Below are 15,131 nucleotides of genomic sequence, written 5' to 3' on the forward strand. Positions count from 1 at the left end.
GGGGTTGCGGGCGCGACTGGACGCATTCAACTGCGCCCGCACCCCGGCAATCGCGCTAGTCGGCGTCCCTGCGCGGCCGGCCCGCCCGCCGCTCCCACGCCTCGTCGAACGCCTCGATTGAGGCGCGCGTCCAGATCGGTCCCATCCTCGGCGTGGCCACCGGCGACGGAAACGCCGGATGCGTGCGGGCCAGTTCGCCGGCGCGCTGCGGGCTCACCCGCAGCATCTGCGCCACCTCCGCCAGGCCGATCAGGTCGATCGCCGGAGGGTGGGCCAGCTCCCGCTCATGGTCCGCAGCGGTCAGCACCCGCAGACCGGTAACCGTCAGCCGACCGCCCACCACCTCGGTGTACGCCTCGCGGAAGGCCCGCAGCGCCGCGGTGCAGGCCACCATCGCGGTCGGCGCGGGCACGTCCAGCTCCGCCCGCATCCGGTCTGTGCCGTTGTCGAGCAGGATACCGAAGCCGGGCAACGCCTGGGTGAGCGCGGCGAGCTGGTCCTCGTCGAGCTTGCCCGGGTGGGCAAAGGTGACGCGGGCGCGCCACTGTTGGCTTCCCTGGGTCATACTGGGATCCTCCATCCCTTGTTCCTGTCGTTGGGATCCGGATGGTGGGGGGCCGCGCCGTCACGCGGCCCCCCGGCGGTCACCGCCGTCGGTAGACGGGGAACCGCAGACCAGCGCCTCGCAGCGCGTTCAGCATCTCCATCCACTCCTTCGGGGAGTGCGGAGTGTGGCTGAACACCAGCGTCGAGATCCCCTTCGCGAAGATCCACGCGCCGGTGCGGGTCTGGCGGACGCTGAAGCCCTGCCGGGCCGCCGCCGCGACGATCTGGTCCATCCGGCTGCTCATCAAAGTTTCACCTCCTTCCCTTGTTCCTGTCAAGGAAAAGCCTAACAGAAAACCATGATAGAAACAAGGGTTTTAGGGTCGAAGGGGGCCAGCCGGGGCAGCGAAGACGGCCGATCGGGGGACTGATGGCGCGACCGCCAATGTGACAGGGTGTCCGCGTCCACTCACCACACAAGGCGGGGAAGAGCAACATGTTCCGCGTACCGGTCGACCCCAACCACCCGACCTTCGATCACACCTTCACGGTCACGATCGGGCAGTGGCTCACCAGCCGCAAACAGCAACGCGTCGAGTGGATGCGCCGCCGCAACGAGGCCGCCGGCCTTGCTGCGCGACACCAACAGCAGCGCGTGGCCCGGCCTGCCCAGCCGCCGCACCAGCCGCCAGCGGCGCCCTACCCCGCGCCGCAGCAGCGCCACCCGGACGGCCCGCCCCCGCACATCCCCATCACCCACGAGGCGCGGACCGCGCGAACACACCGCCGGCTGTCCACACTCGCGCTATGGCTCGAAACGATCGAACTCGGCGCCGAACTGCTCTGGGTCGGCCTGCTCGTGACCCTGGTCCTCGCCTGCTGCGGCTGCGGAATCTGGTCCGTGATCAGCCGGTGACACACTGGCCTTGACACAAGTGTTCGGGTGCGGGCATCCTATTGTCCGTTCACCCGCCAGTAGGTGAGCTGTACCCGAAGCCCGTCACGCGCGTCCCCCCGGCGCCTGACGGGCTTTTCGCGTCTCCGGGCGTCGTCAACCCTCGCCGTCAGGTACCCCGGATCCACGACGCGACAGCAAGGTCAGGGACGGGTCCCAACGTCCCTGACCCCGCCGTCACCCGCAAACCGCAGGGGCAATCACCGGCCCTCGACAGTACCTGCGAGCTGCCCGGGAGACGGTCATGTCGAACCACCCTCACCAACTGCACGCCGTCGCCGCCCTCGCCTCGCTGCGCCGCGCGGTGTCCTACCTGCCCACGGTCCGAGACGCCCTGCTCATCGCCGGCGTGACCACCAACGAGCCGGCACGGCCGCGCTCGGCCGCCGCGCTCGCCGCCTTCGACGAGCTGCTGCGCGCCGAGAAGGCCGACCGCCTGGACAACCAGCGCGCCGGCATCAAGCCCGCCGGCTCGTCGCCGGCGCCGGTCAACCCGGCGCTGCTCGACGTCGAGCGCGACCTGGTGCCCGTCGTGCACCACGCCACGATGCTGGTCGCCAGCGAGCTGCGCACCCACGCCCTGCTCGCCTGGTCCAGGCTGTGGCTCGACCTCGCGGACAGCGACTGGGACGGCCGCTGCGACTACCTCACCGCCGCGCTTCCGCACGCCAGCGCCGCCCTCGCCCGCGAGGTGCACGCCGAGCTGGACGCCCTGGACCGCCGGCTGCGCGCCGTCATCGGCCTCGACGCCGACCGGTGGCCCATCCCCGGCGGACCCCGCTGCCCCGCCTGTGGACAGCGACGCCTGCAGGCCCAGACCTCCTCGCCGCGCACCGCCGACTGGACGGTGGTGTGCGACAACCCCGACTGCCGCTGCCGCGGCCCGCTGTGCGCCTGCGCCATGGACACCCGGCCGATCCGGGTGCGCCACATCTGGCCCGCACAGTCGGCCCTCGTGACCGTGCTGCTCGCCGGCATCACCACCGCACCATCGACGTACATCGCCGCCGCGTGACCACCCGGCGGGGAAGGGAGCGACCCGTTGCCCAGCCTCGCCGACCAGGTCACCGCCATCACCGCCCTCGGCACCGCGATCGACGGCACACCCCGGCGCGCACGTCGCCGCCGCCGGCCCCGACGCGCGACCGTCGCCCCACCCGCCGCCACGGGCAGCGCCCGGTGAACCGCATCCACACCGTCGACGGCCGCCGCTACGGCACCGCCCAGGCGATCGTCCTGCACCTGGCCTGCCCGGACGTGACCGTCGGCCTCATCTACTCGTGGGCCAAGCGTGGCCTCATCCAGCGGTTCCACCGGCCCGGGCGCGGCCGCGGCACCACCTGGTACCTGCTCGACGAGGTCACCGCCGTCGAGAAGGCCACGGCCGAGTCCGGCCTCGGCCGCAAACGCGCCGGCGCGCCGCCGCCGGCCGCGTCGTACGCCCTTGCGGCCTGACACGAGATGAGGCCCTGATGCGTATCGTCCGAGGCCCCAACATCGAGGCGGTCTGGGCGCGGCACCCGCCCGGTCACGAGCCGCCCGGGTTCGTCCCGTACGACACCGGCTACCGCACCCTCGAGGCGCGGATCCTGTTCAACCGGTTCGAGTCCCGCCTGCTGCGCGCCGTGCTCTGGCTGCTCTACCTCTGGCATGAGCACGTCCTGTTCCGCGTCGGGCGGCTCGGCTGCCGGCTGCTGCACCGGCACAACATCTCCTGCCGCGGCGACCGCGGCCACGGGCCCGACCACTACCCGGGCGGCTGCAACGGCTGGCGGGATGTCCCGGGCCGCCGACTCGACCTCAAAGAGAGGCTGCGATGGGCCACAAGACGCACCGGACGCTGACCGCCGCCGTGCTGGTCCTGGCGCTGCTGCTCGTCGTCACGCTGGGAATCGCGGCGGCGGTCGGCGGCCGGCCCGCGTGCGCGGCGCCGTCACCGCCGCGGCCACCGGCCCCGGCCTACCGGGCGCCGTCCGCGCCCAAGGTGCCCGCGTACCGGCCGCCAGCCGCACCCAGACCGCTGGTGAGCCGGCCGACCGTCTACCGGACCCGCTACGAACAGGGCAGGCCGGTCGTCTACCCGGTGATCGTGCCGGTCGACGACGACTACGGCGACTGCGACTGACCCCGTCCTGAGGTTCGCGAATTGCGATTCACGGGTTGAGGGTCGCGGAGACCCATCCGTTGGGCGCGTAGATCGCCACGTATCTCCCGCCCTGGCGCACGATCAGGTGCCCCTCGACGACGTCGATCCCGGTCGCGTCCGCATGCTGCACGATACTGGTCGCCGGTTCGCCGAGGTCGGCGTTGACGGTGGTCACCGTGACGCCCTTGGGTGTATCGGCCATGGCCGGCACGCTACCGGTCGCCCAGACCGCCAATGATGACGTGAGCCTGAACGCCTGCACCGAGCATCGCGCAGATCATCTGCATCGCCTCGGCGTCGGTGAATCCGGCCTCCACAAACGCGGTCTTCTGTTCGTGCATCTGGATCGCGCCCATGCCCAAGGCGCTGATCGGGAAGGCCGGCATGTCCGGCTGCTGCTGGGGCTGGCCTGGGGCCATGGGATGCCTCCTGGAGGGGCCGCTGTAGAGGGAGTCTACGGATGGCCCCGCGCAGCAGGCACCGTGTGGGCAGGCCCTATCGCAGGGCCCGTAAGCAGATGTTCCTCATCTACGGGCGCACCTGCTGGTTGTGTGGCCACACAGACGACAACGTGACCGACGCTGACCACCTCGTTCCCATCTCAGTGGACAGCACGCAGCCCATCGACCCGCACGCGATGCGCCCTGCCCACGGGGTGCTGGGCTGCCTCACGTGTGGCGTGAAGTGCAACCAGGTCAAGGGGAACAAGACCGGCCTGCCTGCCCTGGTCACCAGCGAGGACTGGTGACGGAGGGTAAGGGGGGTCGAAAGTTGACGGGCCGGCCTGGGTGACCCCACGCTCCAGGCTCCCGTTTCTCCCCCCGTCACGTGACACGATCGCTGAGGGCGTGACAGATGGGCCTGACAGCCGCGCAGAGGCAGCGCCGCTCCCGCGCCCACAAGGCCGATGACCACCGGTTTTGCGATCCGCTGCGGTGCGCTCAGGCCGCCGCCGCGGCCGCGCCGGCCGTGACAGCGGCCGTGACATCGCCAGCCGTGACTGGCCCGGCCGTCACGGCGGCGCCGGCCGTGACGCCGACCGTCACACCGTCACCGCCCGTGCTCGACGCGCGCGGCCGGCGGCTGTGGCAGCAGGTCCTGGACCAGGGGCCGCTCAGCCCCGGCGAGGTGGTGCTCCTCGAAGAGGCGTGCCGGCTCGCCGACCGCTGCGACCGCCTCGACGCGCTTCTGCGCGGGCAGGGCCGCGAATGGATCAGCTTCGCCTCCTTCGTCGAGGGCGGCGAAGCCGACATCACCGTGATCGTCGACAAGGCGCTGACCGAATCGCGGCAGCAGGCCCTCGCGCTGCGGCAGGTCCTGGGCGACCTTGCCCGCGCCCGCGCCGCCGGCCGTCCCGCCGCCCCGGCGCCGACCCCCGCCGGGCCGGCCGCCGCGGTGGAGGCCACCAACGCGGGGCAGAGCCCGGCGGCCGCCGTGAGTGGTGGAGGCGGCGTTGCAGACCTCACCGCTCGGATTGCCGCTAAGCGGGGCCAGGCATCCACGGGTTAACACCCACCCGCCCTACGTCGACTCGTACGGGCCCGAGGCGATCGAGCTGGCCCAGATGGCCGGGCTGTTCCTCGACCCGTGGCAGCAGGACTCGCTGACGCTGATGCTGGCCATCGGCGAGGACGGCAAATTCACCTGCTTCGAATGCGCCGAGATCCTCGGCCGGCAGAACGGTAAGTCGGCCGTACTCGAGGCCCGCGTCCTGGCCGGGATGATCCTGCTCGGCGAGCGCACGATCATCTGGACCGCGCACGAGGTCAAGACAGCCCTGGAGTTGTTCCTGCGGCTGCAGCAGCTGTTCACGGCCCTCGAAGAGGCCGGCGTCATCGAGCCGGGCGACATCAAGGTCAGCAGCAGCAACGGCAACCACGGCATCCTGCGCAAGTCCACCGGCCAGCGGATCAAGTTCATCGCCCGCTCGAAGGGCTCCGGGCGCGGTTTCAGCGGCGACCTGGTGCTCGTCGACGAGGCGTACGCCTACACCGCGGCGCAGCAGTCGGCGCTGATGCCGACGATGTCGGCCCGGTCGGTGCAGGGCAACCCGCAGATCATCTACGCCAGCTCCCCGCCCCTCGACGGCGAGTCCGGCGAGGTGCTCTACGCCCTGCGTGAGCGCGGCGAGGCCGGCGACGACCCGTCCCTGCTCTGGCGGGACTGGGGGCTACCCGGCGACCTGGACAACCTCGACAAGGTCGACCTCGGGTCGCCGGTGAACTGGGCGGCGACCAACCCGGGTTACGAGATCCGGATCAGCCACGCCTTCATCGGCAAGGAGTACCGGGCGATGGGTCGCTCGGACCCGGTCGGCTTCGCCCGCGAGCGCCTGTGCATCTGGCCGGTGCAGATCAAGGCCGAGGGCGGGCCGATCTCCGCCGAGCTGTGGCAGCATCTGGCCGACGGGCAGTCCAAGCGGGTCGGTGACGTCGCGTTCGGGGTGGCGATCGCGAAGAACCGCCGGTACGCGGCGATCGCCGTGTGCGGCCGCCGCGCCGACGGGCTCCTGCACTGGGAGATCATCGCCCACGCCCCGGGCACGCACTGGCTGGTCAAGCGCCTCGTGAAGCTGGCCAAGAAGCACGACCCCGTCGCGATCGCGATCGACGCCCGCGGCCCATCCGCCTCGGTGATCGCCGCCCTGGCCAAGGCGGGCATCCGCGAACCCGCCGATCCGGACAACCCGCAGCGCGGCGACCTCGCGATCACCTCCGGCGTGGACATGGGCGCCGCGTTCGGCCTGTTCGTCGACGCCGCGTTGCAGGAACGGGCCCGCCACCGCGACCAGGCGCAGCTGACCACCGCCCTCGCAGGGGCGAAGGTCCGCGAGATCGGCGACGGCGCGCAGGCCTGGGGCCGCAAGGGCTCGGCGGAGATCTCCTGCCTGGAAGCCGTCACCCTCGCCACCTGGGCCCTGGACACCCGCGCGCACCTCCTGGTCGAGGACGGACCACCCAACCTCTGGTGAAAGGCCCTGTGATGGACGACGACGAGATCCGCGACGAGGGCCAGGCCCGCCAGGCGCCGCCGGCGCGACCCGCGGGCGCGCGCCTGAACACCTCCATGGAGTGGGTGGGGTTCTGCTGCCTGGTCGCGTTCGGCTGGTGCGTATGGCCGCCGGCGGCGCTGCTGGTCGCCGGCGTGGTCCTGGTCGTCGTCGCCAACGCCCGCGCCGTGGCCGCCAAGCCCAAGCGCCCGGCGGCGGTGCACTGGACCGAACGGCTCGCCCGCGCGCTCTCGGCCTACCGGGCCGGGGGTCGCACGTGACCGCCCTGCGCGGGCTGTTCGAGCGGCGCAGCAGCATCCAGGACCCGGCCACCCCCCTGACCGCGGACACCCTGATGGAGTACCTCGGCGGCGGGGAGAGCACCGACGCGGGTGTCGCCGTCACGCCGGCATCTGGGCTGCGGATGTCGGCGGTGTACCGGTGCATCGCCGTCACCGCCGGCGTGGCCGCGGCGCTGCCGCTGCACGCCTACGAGCCGGACACCCGGGTCAAGGTGCCCGAGCCGCTGCTGCGCAACCCGCACCCCGAGCTGACCCGCCTGGAGCTGTGGCGGCTCACCTACGCCCACCGCCTCGGCTGGGGCAACGCGTTCCTGCAGAAGGTCCGCAACGGCGCCGGCGTGGTGCGGGAGCTGTGGCCGGTCGGCCCAGAACGGTGCAAGGTCGCCAAGGTCAAGCCCTCCCGGGCGAACCCGGGCGGGAAGCTGTTCGAGATCGAGGACGACTGGGGCGTCAAGCGGGTCCTGACCTCGCGGGACATCCTGCACATCCCCGGCCTTAACTACGACGGAGTCACCGGTCTGTCGCCGATCCGACTCGCGGCCGGGGCGATCGCCCTGTCGCAGGCCGCCGAGAAGTCGGGGGCGCGGTTCTTCCGCAACGGGGCGCAGCTGTCCGGCGTGCTGCAGGTCGAGCAGCGGCTCAAGGAGTCCCAGGCCGTCGCGCTGCAGCGGCGGTGGGAAGCCCGCATGTCGGGCACGGACAACGCCCACAAGATCGCCGTGCTCGACTCCAAAGCGAAGTTCGCGCCGATCACCATGCCGCTGCGCGACGCGCAGTTCCTGGAGACCCGCCAGTTCCAGGTACCGGAGATCGCACGGTTCTACGGCGTGCCGCTGTTCCTGCTCTTCGAGACCGCCAAGTCGACCTCGTGGGGCACTGGGCTGGAGCAGCAGGCGCAGGGGTGGATCACCTTCGACCTGCACCCCACCTGGCTGGCCCCCACGGAGCAGCGCCTGGAGAAGGAACTGTTCACCGACGTCGGCCGCGACCGGGACATCCGCTACAACGTCAACGGCCTGCTGCGCGCCGACGCCGCCGCTCGCGCCGCCTTCTACCGCGTGATGCGGGAGGTCGGCGGCCTGAACGCCGACGAGATCCGCGAGCTGGAGGACCGGCCGCCCATCCCCGACGGCAAGGGCCAGGGCTACCTGCAGCCGGCCAACATGAGCCCGCTCGGCGAGGAACCGCCGGAGCCGCAGCCCGCCCTGCCGCCAGGGCCACCGCCGGACCCCGACCCAGACGACGACGAGGAACCCGACGATGAGAACTGAGCGGCGCACCGGCCAACCAAGCCGGGACCTGATGGAGCTGCGCACCCTCGCCGTCGACCAGGCCGGCGTGCAGCTACGCGCCGCCGACGACGGCGGCAGCCGCTTCGCCGGCCTGGCCGCCGTGTACGGGGTCCGCGCCCCGATCGGCAATCCCCGCACCTGGGGCTTCTTTGAGGAGTTCGCGCCCGGCGCGGCGGCCCGCACCCTCGCGGAGTTCGACCAGCGGATGCTGATCGACCACGACACCTACTACCTGGTGTCGCGAGTGTCCGCCGGCGACCTCATCCTGACCGAGACCGACCGGGGCATTGAGGTCGACTCCGGCCTGGACGACGAGCTGTCCTACGTCCGGGACCTGCGGCGCAACATCGAGAAGCGCCGCATCACCGGCATGTCGATCGGCTTCTGGGTCGCCCCCGGCGGCGCCGAGTGGACCGAGATCGAGGTCGAGGAGCCCCGCGCCGACGGCAAGGTCGAGGTCTACACCGCCGACCTGCGGATCATCCGCGACATCGACCTGATCGAGGTCAGCGCGGTCACCTTCCCCGCGTACGTCGACACCGAGGCGCAGCTGCGTCAGGTGGTGCCGGCCCTGCTCAACCGCGGCGACTACGACGCCATCGAGCGCCGCGCCGCGCACCGCGAGGAGCTGCGCGACCTGCTCAAGCAGGTCGAGCGGCCCGCATCCCAGCCGCCGGCGGCCGTCCGGCACACCGACCACGTCGACCGCGTCATGCGCGGCTACCAGGCCCGCTACCGCCGCCTGGGCAACCCCGCCCGCTGAGGGCAGAAGGAGAAGAGAATGTCGGCACAGCTGCTCCGGCGGGCGATCGAGACCCAGAACCGGACCTGGAACGCCATGCAGGAGATCCGCGCCGCCGCGGACCGGGAGGGCCGCGACCTCACCGCCGAGGAGCGGCAGGCCTGGGACCGGGCCGAGGAGGAACTGTCCGTCGCCTCCGGCGACATCGAGCGGTTCGAGCGGGCCGCCCGGCTCGACGAGATCGACCGCGACGAGGTCGTGTCCGCCCGCGGCGGCAACGGCGGCGGCGAGCAGACCGAGGCCGACGTCCGGTACGCCGCCGCGTTCCGCCGCTACCTCACCTACGGCATGTCCCGCCTCGACTCCGAGGACCGGGACCTGCTCATGGGCGCCCACGTCGAGCTCGACACCCGGGCCCAGACGTCCGCCTCGGACGTCGCCGGCGGGTTCCTGGTCCCGGACTCGTTCTGGGACCGGATGACCGAGGTGATGAAGGCGTTCGGCGGCATCGCCGCCTACGCCGAGACCATCACCACCGGCACCGGCGCGGACCTGCCGTGGGTCACCCTCGACGACACCGGCAACGAGGGTGAGTTCCTCGGCGAGAACGACGACGTCACCGAGGGTCCGGACCTGAAGTTCGGCGGCCGCAAGCTCAAGGCGCACATCGTGTCCAGCCGCATGGTGAAGTGGCCGTTCGCGCTGCTGCAGGACGCCGCCGTCGACGTCGACGGGCTGATGTCCCGCAAGCTCGGCGAGCGCATCGGCCGGCGTACCGCCCGGGCGTGGATCACCGGCACCGGCGTCGAGCAGCCCGAGGGCCTGCTCACCAACGCGGTCGTCGGCAAGACCGGCGCGGCCGGCCAGGTCACCGCGGTCACCTACGACGACCTGGTCGACCTGGAGCACTCCGTCGACCCGGCCTACCGCAACAGCAACAGCCGGTACGTGTTCCACGACCAGACGCTGAAGGTGCTGCGCAAGCTCAAGGACGCCGACCAGCGTCCGCTGTGGATCCCGGTCCCGGCCGCGGGCATGCCGGCCACCATCAACGGCCGGCCCTACGCCATCGACAACTCGATGCCGGTCCCGGCCGCCAACGCCCAGTCGATCGTCTACGGCGACATCCGGTCGGCGTACGTGATCCGCATCGTCAAGGGCATCACCCTGATGCGCCTCAACGAGCGGTACGCGGAGAAGCTGCAGGCCGCGTTCCTGTCCTTCGCCCGCACCGACGGCTGCGTGCAGGACCGCAACGCCTACCGCACCTACCAGCACCCGGCCGCCTGACCGTCGCCCGACCTGTCCGATTCACCTAGGTACCTAGGTACCTAGGTGAATCGGACACCCCGGTACCTCGGTACCTCCTGATCGGCCGGGGCGGTGCACCCCTCCCACCGCCCCGGCACCCCTGACCTGCTGTCCCTGTCTCCGCGCGGAAGGCGCTCACGATGACCACCAAGGACCCGTACAACAGCCTGCTCACGGTGCTGTCGCTGCCGCCGGCGACCCGCAACGCCACCGCGCAGGGCACCACCGTCGACCGCGCCGCCGCCGGCGCCATGTTCCAGGGCGCGGTGGTGGTCGTGACCACCGGGCAGATCACCGACGGCACCCACACCATCGTCGTGCAGGAATCCGACGACGGCGCCGCGTGGGCCGACGTGCCGGACGCGCAGCTGCAGGGCGTCGAGCCGGCCATCGGCGCCGCGGACGACAACAAGGTCTTCGAGATCGGCTACCTCGGCCGCAAGCGGTTCCTGCGGGTCAACGTGACCGTCGCGGCCGGCGCGACCGGCGGCGTCTACGGCGCCGCGGTGGTCCTCGCGGACCCTCGCGTCGCCCCCACGGTGCACGCCTGATGGTCGCCGTCAGGATCCTCACCAGCATCAGCGGCCTCGAGTTCTCCTGGCACCCGGGGGAGGAGATCGACCTGCCCGAGGCCGAGGCCGCCAAATGGTGCGACAACGTGCGCGCCTGCTACGTCGAGCGGCTGGGCGGCCCGGTCGAGACCACCAGCCAGCCCGGCCCGCAGGGCCCGGGCGGCCCGGACCGGGAGACCACCGAGCGGCCGGTCCCGCCGCCGCGCGGCGGCCCCGGCTCCGGCGACAAGGCGTGGCGGGCGTACGCGGCGGCCGCCGGCGTGGTCGTGCCCGCCGAGGCGAAGCGGGAGCAGGTCTGGCAGCTCCTGGAGGCCGCCGGCGTGCCCCTGGACGAGGTGGACCCGGACAGCCCGGACGAGTAAGGGAGCGGCGGCATGGCCGGCTACACCACGCTGGAGCTGCTGCGCCGCCAGCTGAAGATCAAGGCGGGTGACACGTCCGAGGACGACGCGATCACCCAGGCGATCGAGGCGGCCAGCCGCAGCATCGACGACATGCCGCCCGGCCGCCCCGCTGGCGCGTTCGCCCCGCCCACCGCCGCGTCGGTGCGCACGCTGCGCACCCGGGGACGGCTGGTGCGGGAGGGCTGCGACTGGCTGCTGCTGCTCGGCTCCACGCACGAGATCGCCACCGAGCAGGACCTGGTCGTCGAGGTGCGCTCCGGCGACAGCTGGCAGCCGGTGACCGGGTGGGAGGTCGAGCCCCCGGACCCGGGTGAGCCGATCACCGTGCTGCGGGCGAGCTGCTGGCCGCGCGACGAGACGTTGCGCATCACCGCCCGCTACGGATGGCCGGCCCTGCCGTCCACGATCGCGCAGGCCGCGCTGATCCAGGCGCTGCGCCTGTACAAGCGCCGCGACACCCCCGAGGGCGTCGCCGGATCCGCCGAGTGGGGCGGGGTGATCCGGATGGCCCGCCTCGACCCGGACGTGGCCGCCCTGGTCGAGTCCGTCACCGGCCCCGGCTTCGCCTGACCCAGGAGGCACCCCGTGGCACTGGACACCGTCGTCGTGGTCGATCACGACACCTACTGGGCCCACCGCGACGACCTCGACGCCTGGGTGATCGACCACGGCCTCAACGGCCGGCTCATGCCGCTGCCCGGGGCGATCTGGATCGCCGACGGACAGGTGACCGTCGAGCAGTACGTCCGCGGCCAGCACGGCCTGCTCTGCGACGTGCACGGCGAGCCGGTCCGCACCACCCGAACTGTGCCGCTGCGCCGGCCCCTACCCCTCCCGGAGTGCTGCGAATGACCACCACCGAGGACATCCTCGCCGCCCTCAACGGCGAGCGGGCCCTGCACGTCGACGCCGGCCGCCCGGTCGAGGTGGCGCGCATCGACCAGGAGATCACCGCCCACTTGGCCCTGGCCCGGCTGCACACCGACCAGTCCGAGCTGCACCTCGCCGGCGAGAGCGAGGCCGCCGCCGCCCTCGACCCGCTGATCGCGTACTGGCGCCGCCAGGTCACTGCCGACACCGACCAGCCCAGCACCGCCGCCGGCCTTGCCGGCGAGCCCGGGCCCGAGCCGGCAGGCCTCCCGCCTGGCGGCACGGTGGCGCCGGCGACCCGGTCACGGCGGGGCCGGTAGTCGTGGACCTGGACCTGCTGTGTGAGCGGCTCGCCGCCGCGGCGGCCGGCGTCGAGGGCATCCTGTCCGCCGAGTCCATCGTCCCGGACGCGGTGACGGTGCCGTGCTTCTACGCTGGCGAGATCACCGAGGAGTTCGACCAGTCGTTCGGCGGCATGGTCGTGGTCGAGGTCGTCTGCCGCGTCCTGGCCACCAACAACGAGGGCGGCCAGGCGGAACTGCGCACCTTCATGCGCCGGCGCGGGCCCACCTCCGTCAAGGCCGCCATCGAGGCGGATCCAACGCTCGGCGGCGTGTGCGACGACCTGCACGTACGCCGCATCCAAGGCCACCGCCTCTACCGCGTCGCCGAGGTCAACTACCCCGGCGCGGAGTGGGTGGTGCGCATCATCGGCACCGACAGCCAGGAGTGACACCGTGGCGGAGATCCTCAAGAACGTCCGCCTCTACACAGGCGGAGCCGACCTGACCGGCGCGTCCAACAAGGTCGACGCCGGCGCCGAGGTGGAGGAGCGCGACGTCACCACCTGGAAGAACTACGACCCGGCCTCCGACAAGGTGTGGAAAGAGGTCCAGGGCGGCACCGCCAGCGCGAAGATCACCGCGAGCGGGTTCTGGCCCGCCGCGGACCCTCTGGCCGTCGACGAGCAGCTCTTCGCCGCGCTCGGTGGCCTGTCGTCCTGGTCGGCCCTGCCCAAGGGATCGGCCGTCGGCGACCTGGCCTGGCTCACCTACTGCCTGCAGGGCCAGTACCAGTTCCTCGGCCAGCAGGGGGAGATCGCCCCCTGGTCCGGGTCCTGGTCCTCATCGGCGCCCCTGGCCCGGGGCATCGTCGCCCACGCACCCGGCGCCGCCCGGGTGGCCACCGGCTCCGGCACCGCCGTGCAGCACGTGGCCGTCCCGGCCGGCGCCGAGCTGCTCTGCGCGCTGCACGTGCTCTCCATCGCCGGCACCGCCACCCCGACCCTGACCGTGACCGTCGAGTCCGACGACGCGCAGGCCTTCACGACCCCCACCGCCCGGGCCGCGTTCACGCCGGCCACCACGCTCGGCGGCCAATTCCGCCGGGTCGCCGGCCCGAACACCGACACCTGGTACCGGGTCAGCTGGACCATCGCCGGCACGAACCCGTCCTTCCTGTTCCTGGTCACCCTCGGCGTCTTCTGACCCGCCCCGATCACCCGCCCCGGCCGCCAGGTGGCGTCGGGCGCCCCGTCACGCCCGAGGAGGGCTCCCCTCATGCCATTCATGGTGCTCAAGGCCGCGTTCGTGTCCCTCGACGGCGTCGACCGGTCCGGCAACTGCAGCAAGTGCGAGGTCACCGCCGAGGTCGAAGAGAAGGACGTCACCACGTTCGCCTCCGCCGGCTGGAAGGAAGTGCTCGGCGGCATCGCGTCCGGGTCGGTCGCGCCGACGATCAAGAACGACTTCGCCGGCATCGACGCCTGGGCCTGGTCGAAGTTCGGGCTGATCGTGCCGTTCGAGGTCCGCGCCAGCAACGCGGTCGCGTCCGCGGCGAACCCGAAGTTCACCGGGAACATCCTGATCAAGAACTGGACCCCGATCAGCGGGTCACCGGGCGACGTCAACGAGGCCAGCTACACCTGGCCGACGTCGGGCCCGATCGTCCGCGCCATCGCCTGACCTCGAAGGGTCCGGGTCGTGGACCACGTCGTCGTCGAGCCGGACCACCACAACTTCGCCCGGGTCGCCCGCGCCCTGCAGGAGGAGGCGGACGGCAAGGAGTGGGCCGCCGAGCTGCGCGCAGATCTGCACAAGGCCCTGGAGCCCGGCGTGGCCGCGGCCCGCGGCGCGGTGCTGGGCATGCCCAGCACCGGGGAGCCGCACCCGGGAGAGCCACTGCGGGTCGCCGTCGCCCACCAGGTCGTCTCCGAGGTCAGCCTCGGCCGCAACCCGGGCGCCCGGATCCGGGTCCGCAAGCGCGGCATGCCGCGCGGGTTCGCCAACGCCGGCAAGCGCCTCAACGCCCGCCGCGGGTGGCGCCACCCCGTGTTCGGCGCGACCGACTTCTGGGTGTCCCAGCGCGGCGAGCCGGGCTGGTTCGACGACACCATGCGCCGCCTGCACCCGCGCCTGCGGCAGGCGGCCGAACGCGCCCTGGCCAACAGGGCGCGCCGCATCACCAGGAGGGTTTGAGAGAGATGATCTTGACGTATCGGCCGGAAGGCCAGGCGGAGCAGGTCTGGGAGTTCCAGCTGGGCAAGCTGCGCTGCGCCGAGACCGAGGCGATCGAACGGCGTACCGGCATGCCGTACGGCTCGGAGTTCAAGGAGAAGCTGCTGCAGGGCCAGGTACTGGCACGGCGGGCGCTGCTGTGGACCCTGCTGCGCCGGGTGCACCACACGCTGAGGTTCGAGGACGTCGACTTCGCCGACGACGAGCTCGAGCTGTCGTTCGACCGGGACGAGTGGCAGCGCATCCACGACGAGCTGCGCGACAACGCGGCCCTGCCCGACGACGAGCGCACCATGCGGCTGGCGATGATCCAGGCCGAGATCGACAAGCTCGACGCCGAGGCCGCCGCGCACGCCGACGGCGCGGAGCCGGAGGGAAAAGCCCCGGACGACGCCTCCGCGAGCGTTACTGGCTAGCCCTCGCCGAGGTTCTGCACATCCCGCCCTGGCAGACCGAGCAGCTGACCTACGAGCAGCTGCACCAGGC

27 protein-coding genes are annotated in these 15,131 nt (G+C 72.2%); 23 read left to right on the top strand and 4 right to left on the bottom strand.

Translation table 11 applies throughout. The features are described from left to right. Positions 1 to 55 precede the first annotated feature (55 nt). The gene (locus ACGFI9_RS21855) at positions 56 to 565 is read right to left on the bottom strand and encodes a hypothetical protein (protein WP_393180355.1); all 510 of its coding nucleotides are present in this window, start codon (positions 563 to 565) and stop codon (positions 56 to 58) included. A gap of 79 nt (positions 566 to 644) precedes the next feature. Then, positions 645 to 851: a hypothetical protein gene (locus tag ACGFI9_RS21860; protein ID WP_393180356.1), complete on the bottom strand. Its 207-nt coding sequence runs from the start codon at positions 849 to 851 to the stop codon at positions 645 to 647. Positions 852 to 1,042: 191 nt separating this feature from the next. Between ACGFI9_RS21860 and ACGFI9_RS21865 the strand changes: the two genes are divergently transcribed. The 6 genes from ACGFI9_RS21865 (at position 1,043) to ACGFI9_RS21890 (ending at position 3,626) form a co-directional block, all read left to right on the top strand. Next, a complete protein-coding gene (locus ACGFI9_RS21865; RefSeq protein ID WP_393180358.1) occupies positions 1,043 to 1,462 on the top strand; it encodes a hypothetical protein in 420 nt (139 codons plus the stop codon). Positions 1,463 to 1,745: 283 nt separating this feature from the next. Continuing rightward, positions 1,746 to 2,516 (top strand): hypothetical protein, encoded by a 771-nt coding sequence (locus ACGFI9_RS21870; RefSeq protein WP_393180360.1) that lies wholly within the window; start codon positions 1,746 to 1,748, stop codon positions 2,514 to 2,516. 27 nt (positions 2,517 to 2,543) lie between these two features. Further along, positions 2,544 to 2,684 carry a hypothetical protein gene (locus tag ACGFI9_RS21875; protein WP_393180362.1) on the top strand — a complete coding sequence of 47 codons (141 nt, stop codon included), beginning with the start codon at positions 2,544 to 2,546 and terminating at the stop codon, positions 2,682 to 2,684. Further along, positions 2,681 to 2,956 (top strand): hypothetical protein, encoded by a 276-nt coding sequence (locus tag ACGFI9_RS21880; RefSeq protein ID WP_393180364.1) that lies wholly within the window; start codon positions 2,681 to 2,683, stop codon positions 2,954 to 2,956. Before ACGFI9_RS21875 ends, ACGFI9_RS21880 begins: the two co-directional genes overlap by 4 nt. Positions 2,957 to 2,973: 17 nt before the next feature. Next, positions 2,974 to 3,345 carry a hypothetical protein gene (locus tag ACGFI9_RS21885; protein ID WP_393180366.1) on the top strand — a complete coding sequence of 124 codons (372 nt, stop codon included), beginning with the start codon at positions 2,974 to 2,976 and terminating at the stop codon, positions 3,343 to 3,345. Continuing rightward, positions 3,318 to 3,626, top strand: a complete 309-nt coding sequence (locus ACGFI9_RS21890) for a hypothetical protein (RefSeq protein ID WP_393180368.1) — start codon at positions 3,318 to 3,320, stop codon at positions 3,624 to 3,626. Before ACGFI9_RS21885 ends, ACGFI9_RS21890 begins: the two co-directional genes overlap by 28 nt. A gap of 28 nt (positions 3,627 to 3,654) precedes the next feature. Here ACGFI9_RS21890 and ACGFI9_RS21895 read toward each other — a convergent pair whose 3' ends face one another. Together ACGFI9_RS21895 and ACGFI9_RS21900 are read right to left on the bottom strand one after the other, a co-directional pair. Beyond that, positions 3,655 to 3,849: a hypothetical protein gene (locus ACGFI9_RS21895; RefSeq protein ID WP_393180370.1), complete on the bottom strand. Its 195-nt coding sequence runs from the start codon at positions 3,847 to 3,849 to the stop codon at positions 3,655 to 3,657. 10 nt (positions 3,850 to 3,859) lie between these two features. Beyond that, positions 3,860 to 4,066, bottom strand: a complete 207-nt coding sequence (locus ACGFI9_RS21900; protein ID WP_393180371.1) for a hypothetical protein — start codon at positions 4,064 to 4,066, stop codon at positions 3,860 to 3,862. A 152-nt stretch (positions 4,067 to 4,218) separates the two neighbouring features. Between ACGFI9_RS21900 and ACGFI9_RS21905 the strand changes: the two genes are divergently transcribed. From ACGFI9_RS21905 to ACGFI9_RS21985, 17 genes are all read left to right on the top strand, one after another. Next, positions 4,219 to 4,395: a hypothetical protein gene (locus ACGFI9_RS21905; protein ID WP_393180373.1), complete on the top strand. Its 177-nt coding sequence runs from the start codon at positions 4,219 to 4,221 to the stop codon at positions 4,393 to 4,395. A 107-nt stretch (positions 4,396 to 4,502) separates the two neighbouring features. Next, positions 4,503 to 5,156 (top strand): hypothetical protein, encoded by a 654-nt coding sequence (locus ACGFI9_RS21910; RefSeq protein ID WP_393180375.1) that lies wholly within the window; start codon positions 4,503 to 4,505, stop codon positions 5,154 to 5,156. After that, the gene (locus ACGFI9_RS21915; RefSeq protein WP_393180377.1) at positions 5,101 to 6,618 is read left to right on the top strand and encodes a hypothetical protein; all 1,518 of its coding nucleotides are present in this window, start codon (positions 5,101 to 5,103) and stop codon (positions 6,616 to 6,618) included. Before ACGFI9_RS21910 ends, ACGFI9_RS21915 begins: the two co-directional genes overlap by 56 nt. A gap of 11 nt (positions 6,619 to 6,629) precedes the next feature. After that, positions 6,630 to 6,917: a hypothetical protein gene (locus ACGFI9_RS21920; protein WP_393180379.1), complete on the top strand. Its 288-nt coding sequence runs from the start codon at positions 6,630 to 6,632 to the stop codon at positions 6,915 to 6,917. After that, the gene (locus ACGFI9_RS21925) at positions 6,914 to 8,209 is read left to right on the top strand and encodes a phage portal protein (RefSeq protein WP_393180381.1); all 1,296 of its coding nucleotides are present in this window, start codon (positions 6,914 to 6,916) and stop codon (positions 8,207 to 8,209) included. Before ACGFI9_RS21920 ends, ACGFI9_RS21925 begins: the two co-directional genes overlap by 4 nt. After that, complete coding sequence (locus ACGFI9_RS21930; protein ID WP_393180382.1) at positions 8,199 to 8,993, top strand: HK97 family phage prohead protease; 795 nt, start codon at positions 8,199 to 8,201, stop codon at positions 8,991 to 8,993. Before ACGFI9_RS21925 ends, ACGFI9_RS21930 begins: the two co-directional genes overlap by 11 nt. A gap of 18 nt (positions 8,994 to 9,011) precedes the next feature. Then, a complete protein-coding gene (locus ACGFI9_RS21935; protein WP_393180384.1) occupies positions 9,012 to 10,262 on the top strand; it encodes a phage major capsid protein in 1,251 nt (416 codons plus the stop codon). A 161-nt stretch (positions 10,263 to 10,423) separates the two neighbouring features. After that, a complete protein-coding gene (locus tag ACGFI9_RS21940; RefSeq protein ID WP_393180386.1) occupies positions 10,424 to 10,834 on the top strand; it encodes a hypothetical protein in 411 nt (136 codons plus the stop codon). Continuing rightward, a complete protein-coding gene (locus tag ACGFI9_RS21945; protein WP_393180388.1) occupies positions 10,834 to 11,217 on the top strand; it encodes a hypothetical protein in 384 nt (127 codons plus the stop codon). Before ACGFI9_RS21940 ends, ACGFI9_RS21945 begins: the two co-directional genes overlap by 1 nt. 12 nt (positions 11,218 to 11,229) lie before the next feature. Then, on the top strand, positions 11,230 to 11,829 hold the full coding sequence (locus tag ACGFI9_RS21950) for a phage gp6-like head-tail connector protein (RefSeq protein WP_393180390.1): 600 nt from the start codon (positions 11,230 to 11,232) through the stop codon (positions 11,827 to 11,829). Positions 11,830 to 11,844: 15 nt separating this feature from the next. After that, on the top strand, positions 11,845 to 12,111 hold the full coding sequence (locus ACGFI9_RS21955; protein ID WP_393180392.1) for a hypothetical protein: 267 nt from the start codon (positions 11,845 to 11,847) through the stop codon (positions 12,109 to 12,111). Further along, positions 12,108 to 12,449 carry a hypothetical protein gene (locus tag ACGFI9_RS21960; RefSeq protein ID WP_393180394.1) on the top strand — a complete coding sequence of 114 codons (342 nt, stop codon included), beginning with the start codon at positions 12,108 to 12,110 and terminating at the stop codon, positions 12,447 to 12,449. The genes ACGFI9_RS21955 and ACGFI9_RS21960 overlap by 4 nt, the downstream gene beginning before the upstream one ends. Positions 12,450 to 12,451: 2 nt before the next feature. After that, positions 12,452 to 12,862: a hypothetical protein gene (locus ACGFI9_RS21965; protein ID WP_393180396.1), complete on the top strand. Its 411-nt coding sequence runs from the start codon at positions 12,452 to 12,454 to the stop codon at positions 12,860 to 12,862. Between the two features lie 4 nt (positions 12,863 to 12,866). Then, a complete protein-coding gene (locus ACGFI9_RS21970) occupies positions 12,867 to 13,616 on the top strand; it encodes a hypothetical protein (RefSeq protein WP_393180398.1) in 750 nt (249 codons plus the stop codon). A gap of 72 nt (positions 13,617 to 13,688) precedes the next feature. Next, entirely contained in the window at positions 13,689 to 14,093 is a 405-nt protein-coding gene (locus ACGFI9_RS21975) for a hypothetical protein (protein ID WP_393180400.1), read from the top strand. A gap of 18 nt (positions 14,094 to 14,111) precedes the next feature. Beyond that, positions 14,112 to 14,606, top strand: coding sequence for a hypothetical protein (locus ACGFI9_RS21980; RefSeq protein WP_393180402.1), 495 nt, complete (start codon positions 14,112 to 14,114; stop codon positions 14,604 to 14,606). Between the two features lie 5 nt (positions 14,607 to 14,611). After that, positions 14,612 to 15,061 (top strand): hypothetical protein, encoded by a 450-nt coding sequence (locus ACGFI9_RS21985; RefSeq protein ID WP_393180404.1) that lies wholly within the window; start codon positions 14,612 to 14,614, stop codon positions 15,059 to 15,061. The last annotated feature ends 70 nt before the right edge of the window (positions 15,062 to 15,131 follow it).

The sequence above is a fragment of the Micromonospora sp. NPDC048930 genome, assembly GCF_043197935.1.
In the GTDB taxonomy this organism is placed as follows: Bacteria; Actinomycetota; Actinomycetes; order Mycobacteriales; family Micromonosporaceae; genus Micromonospora.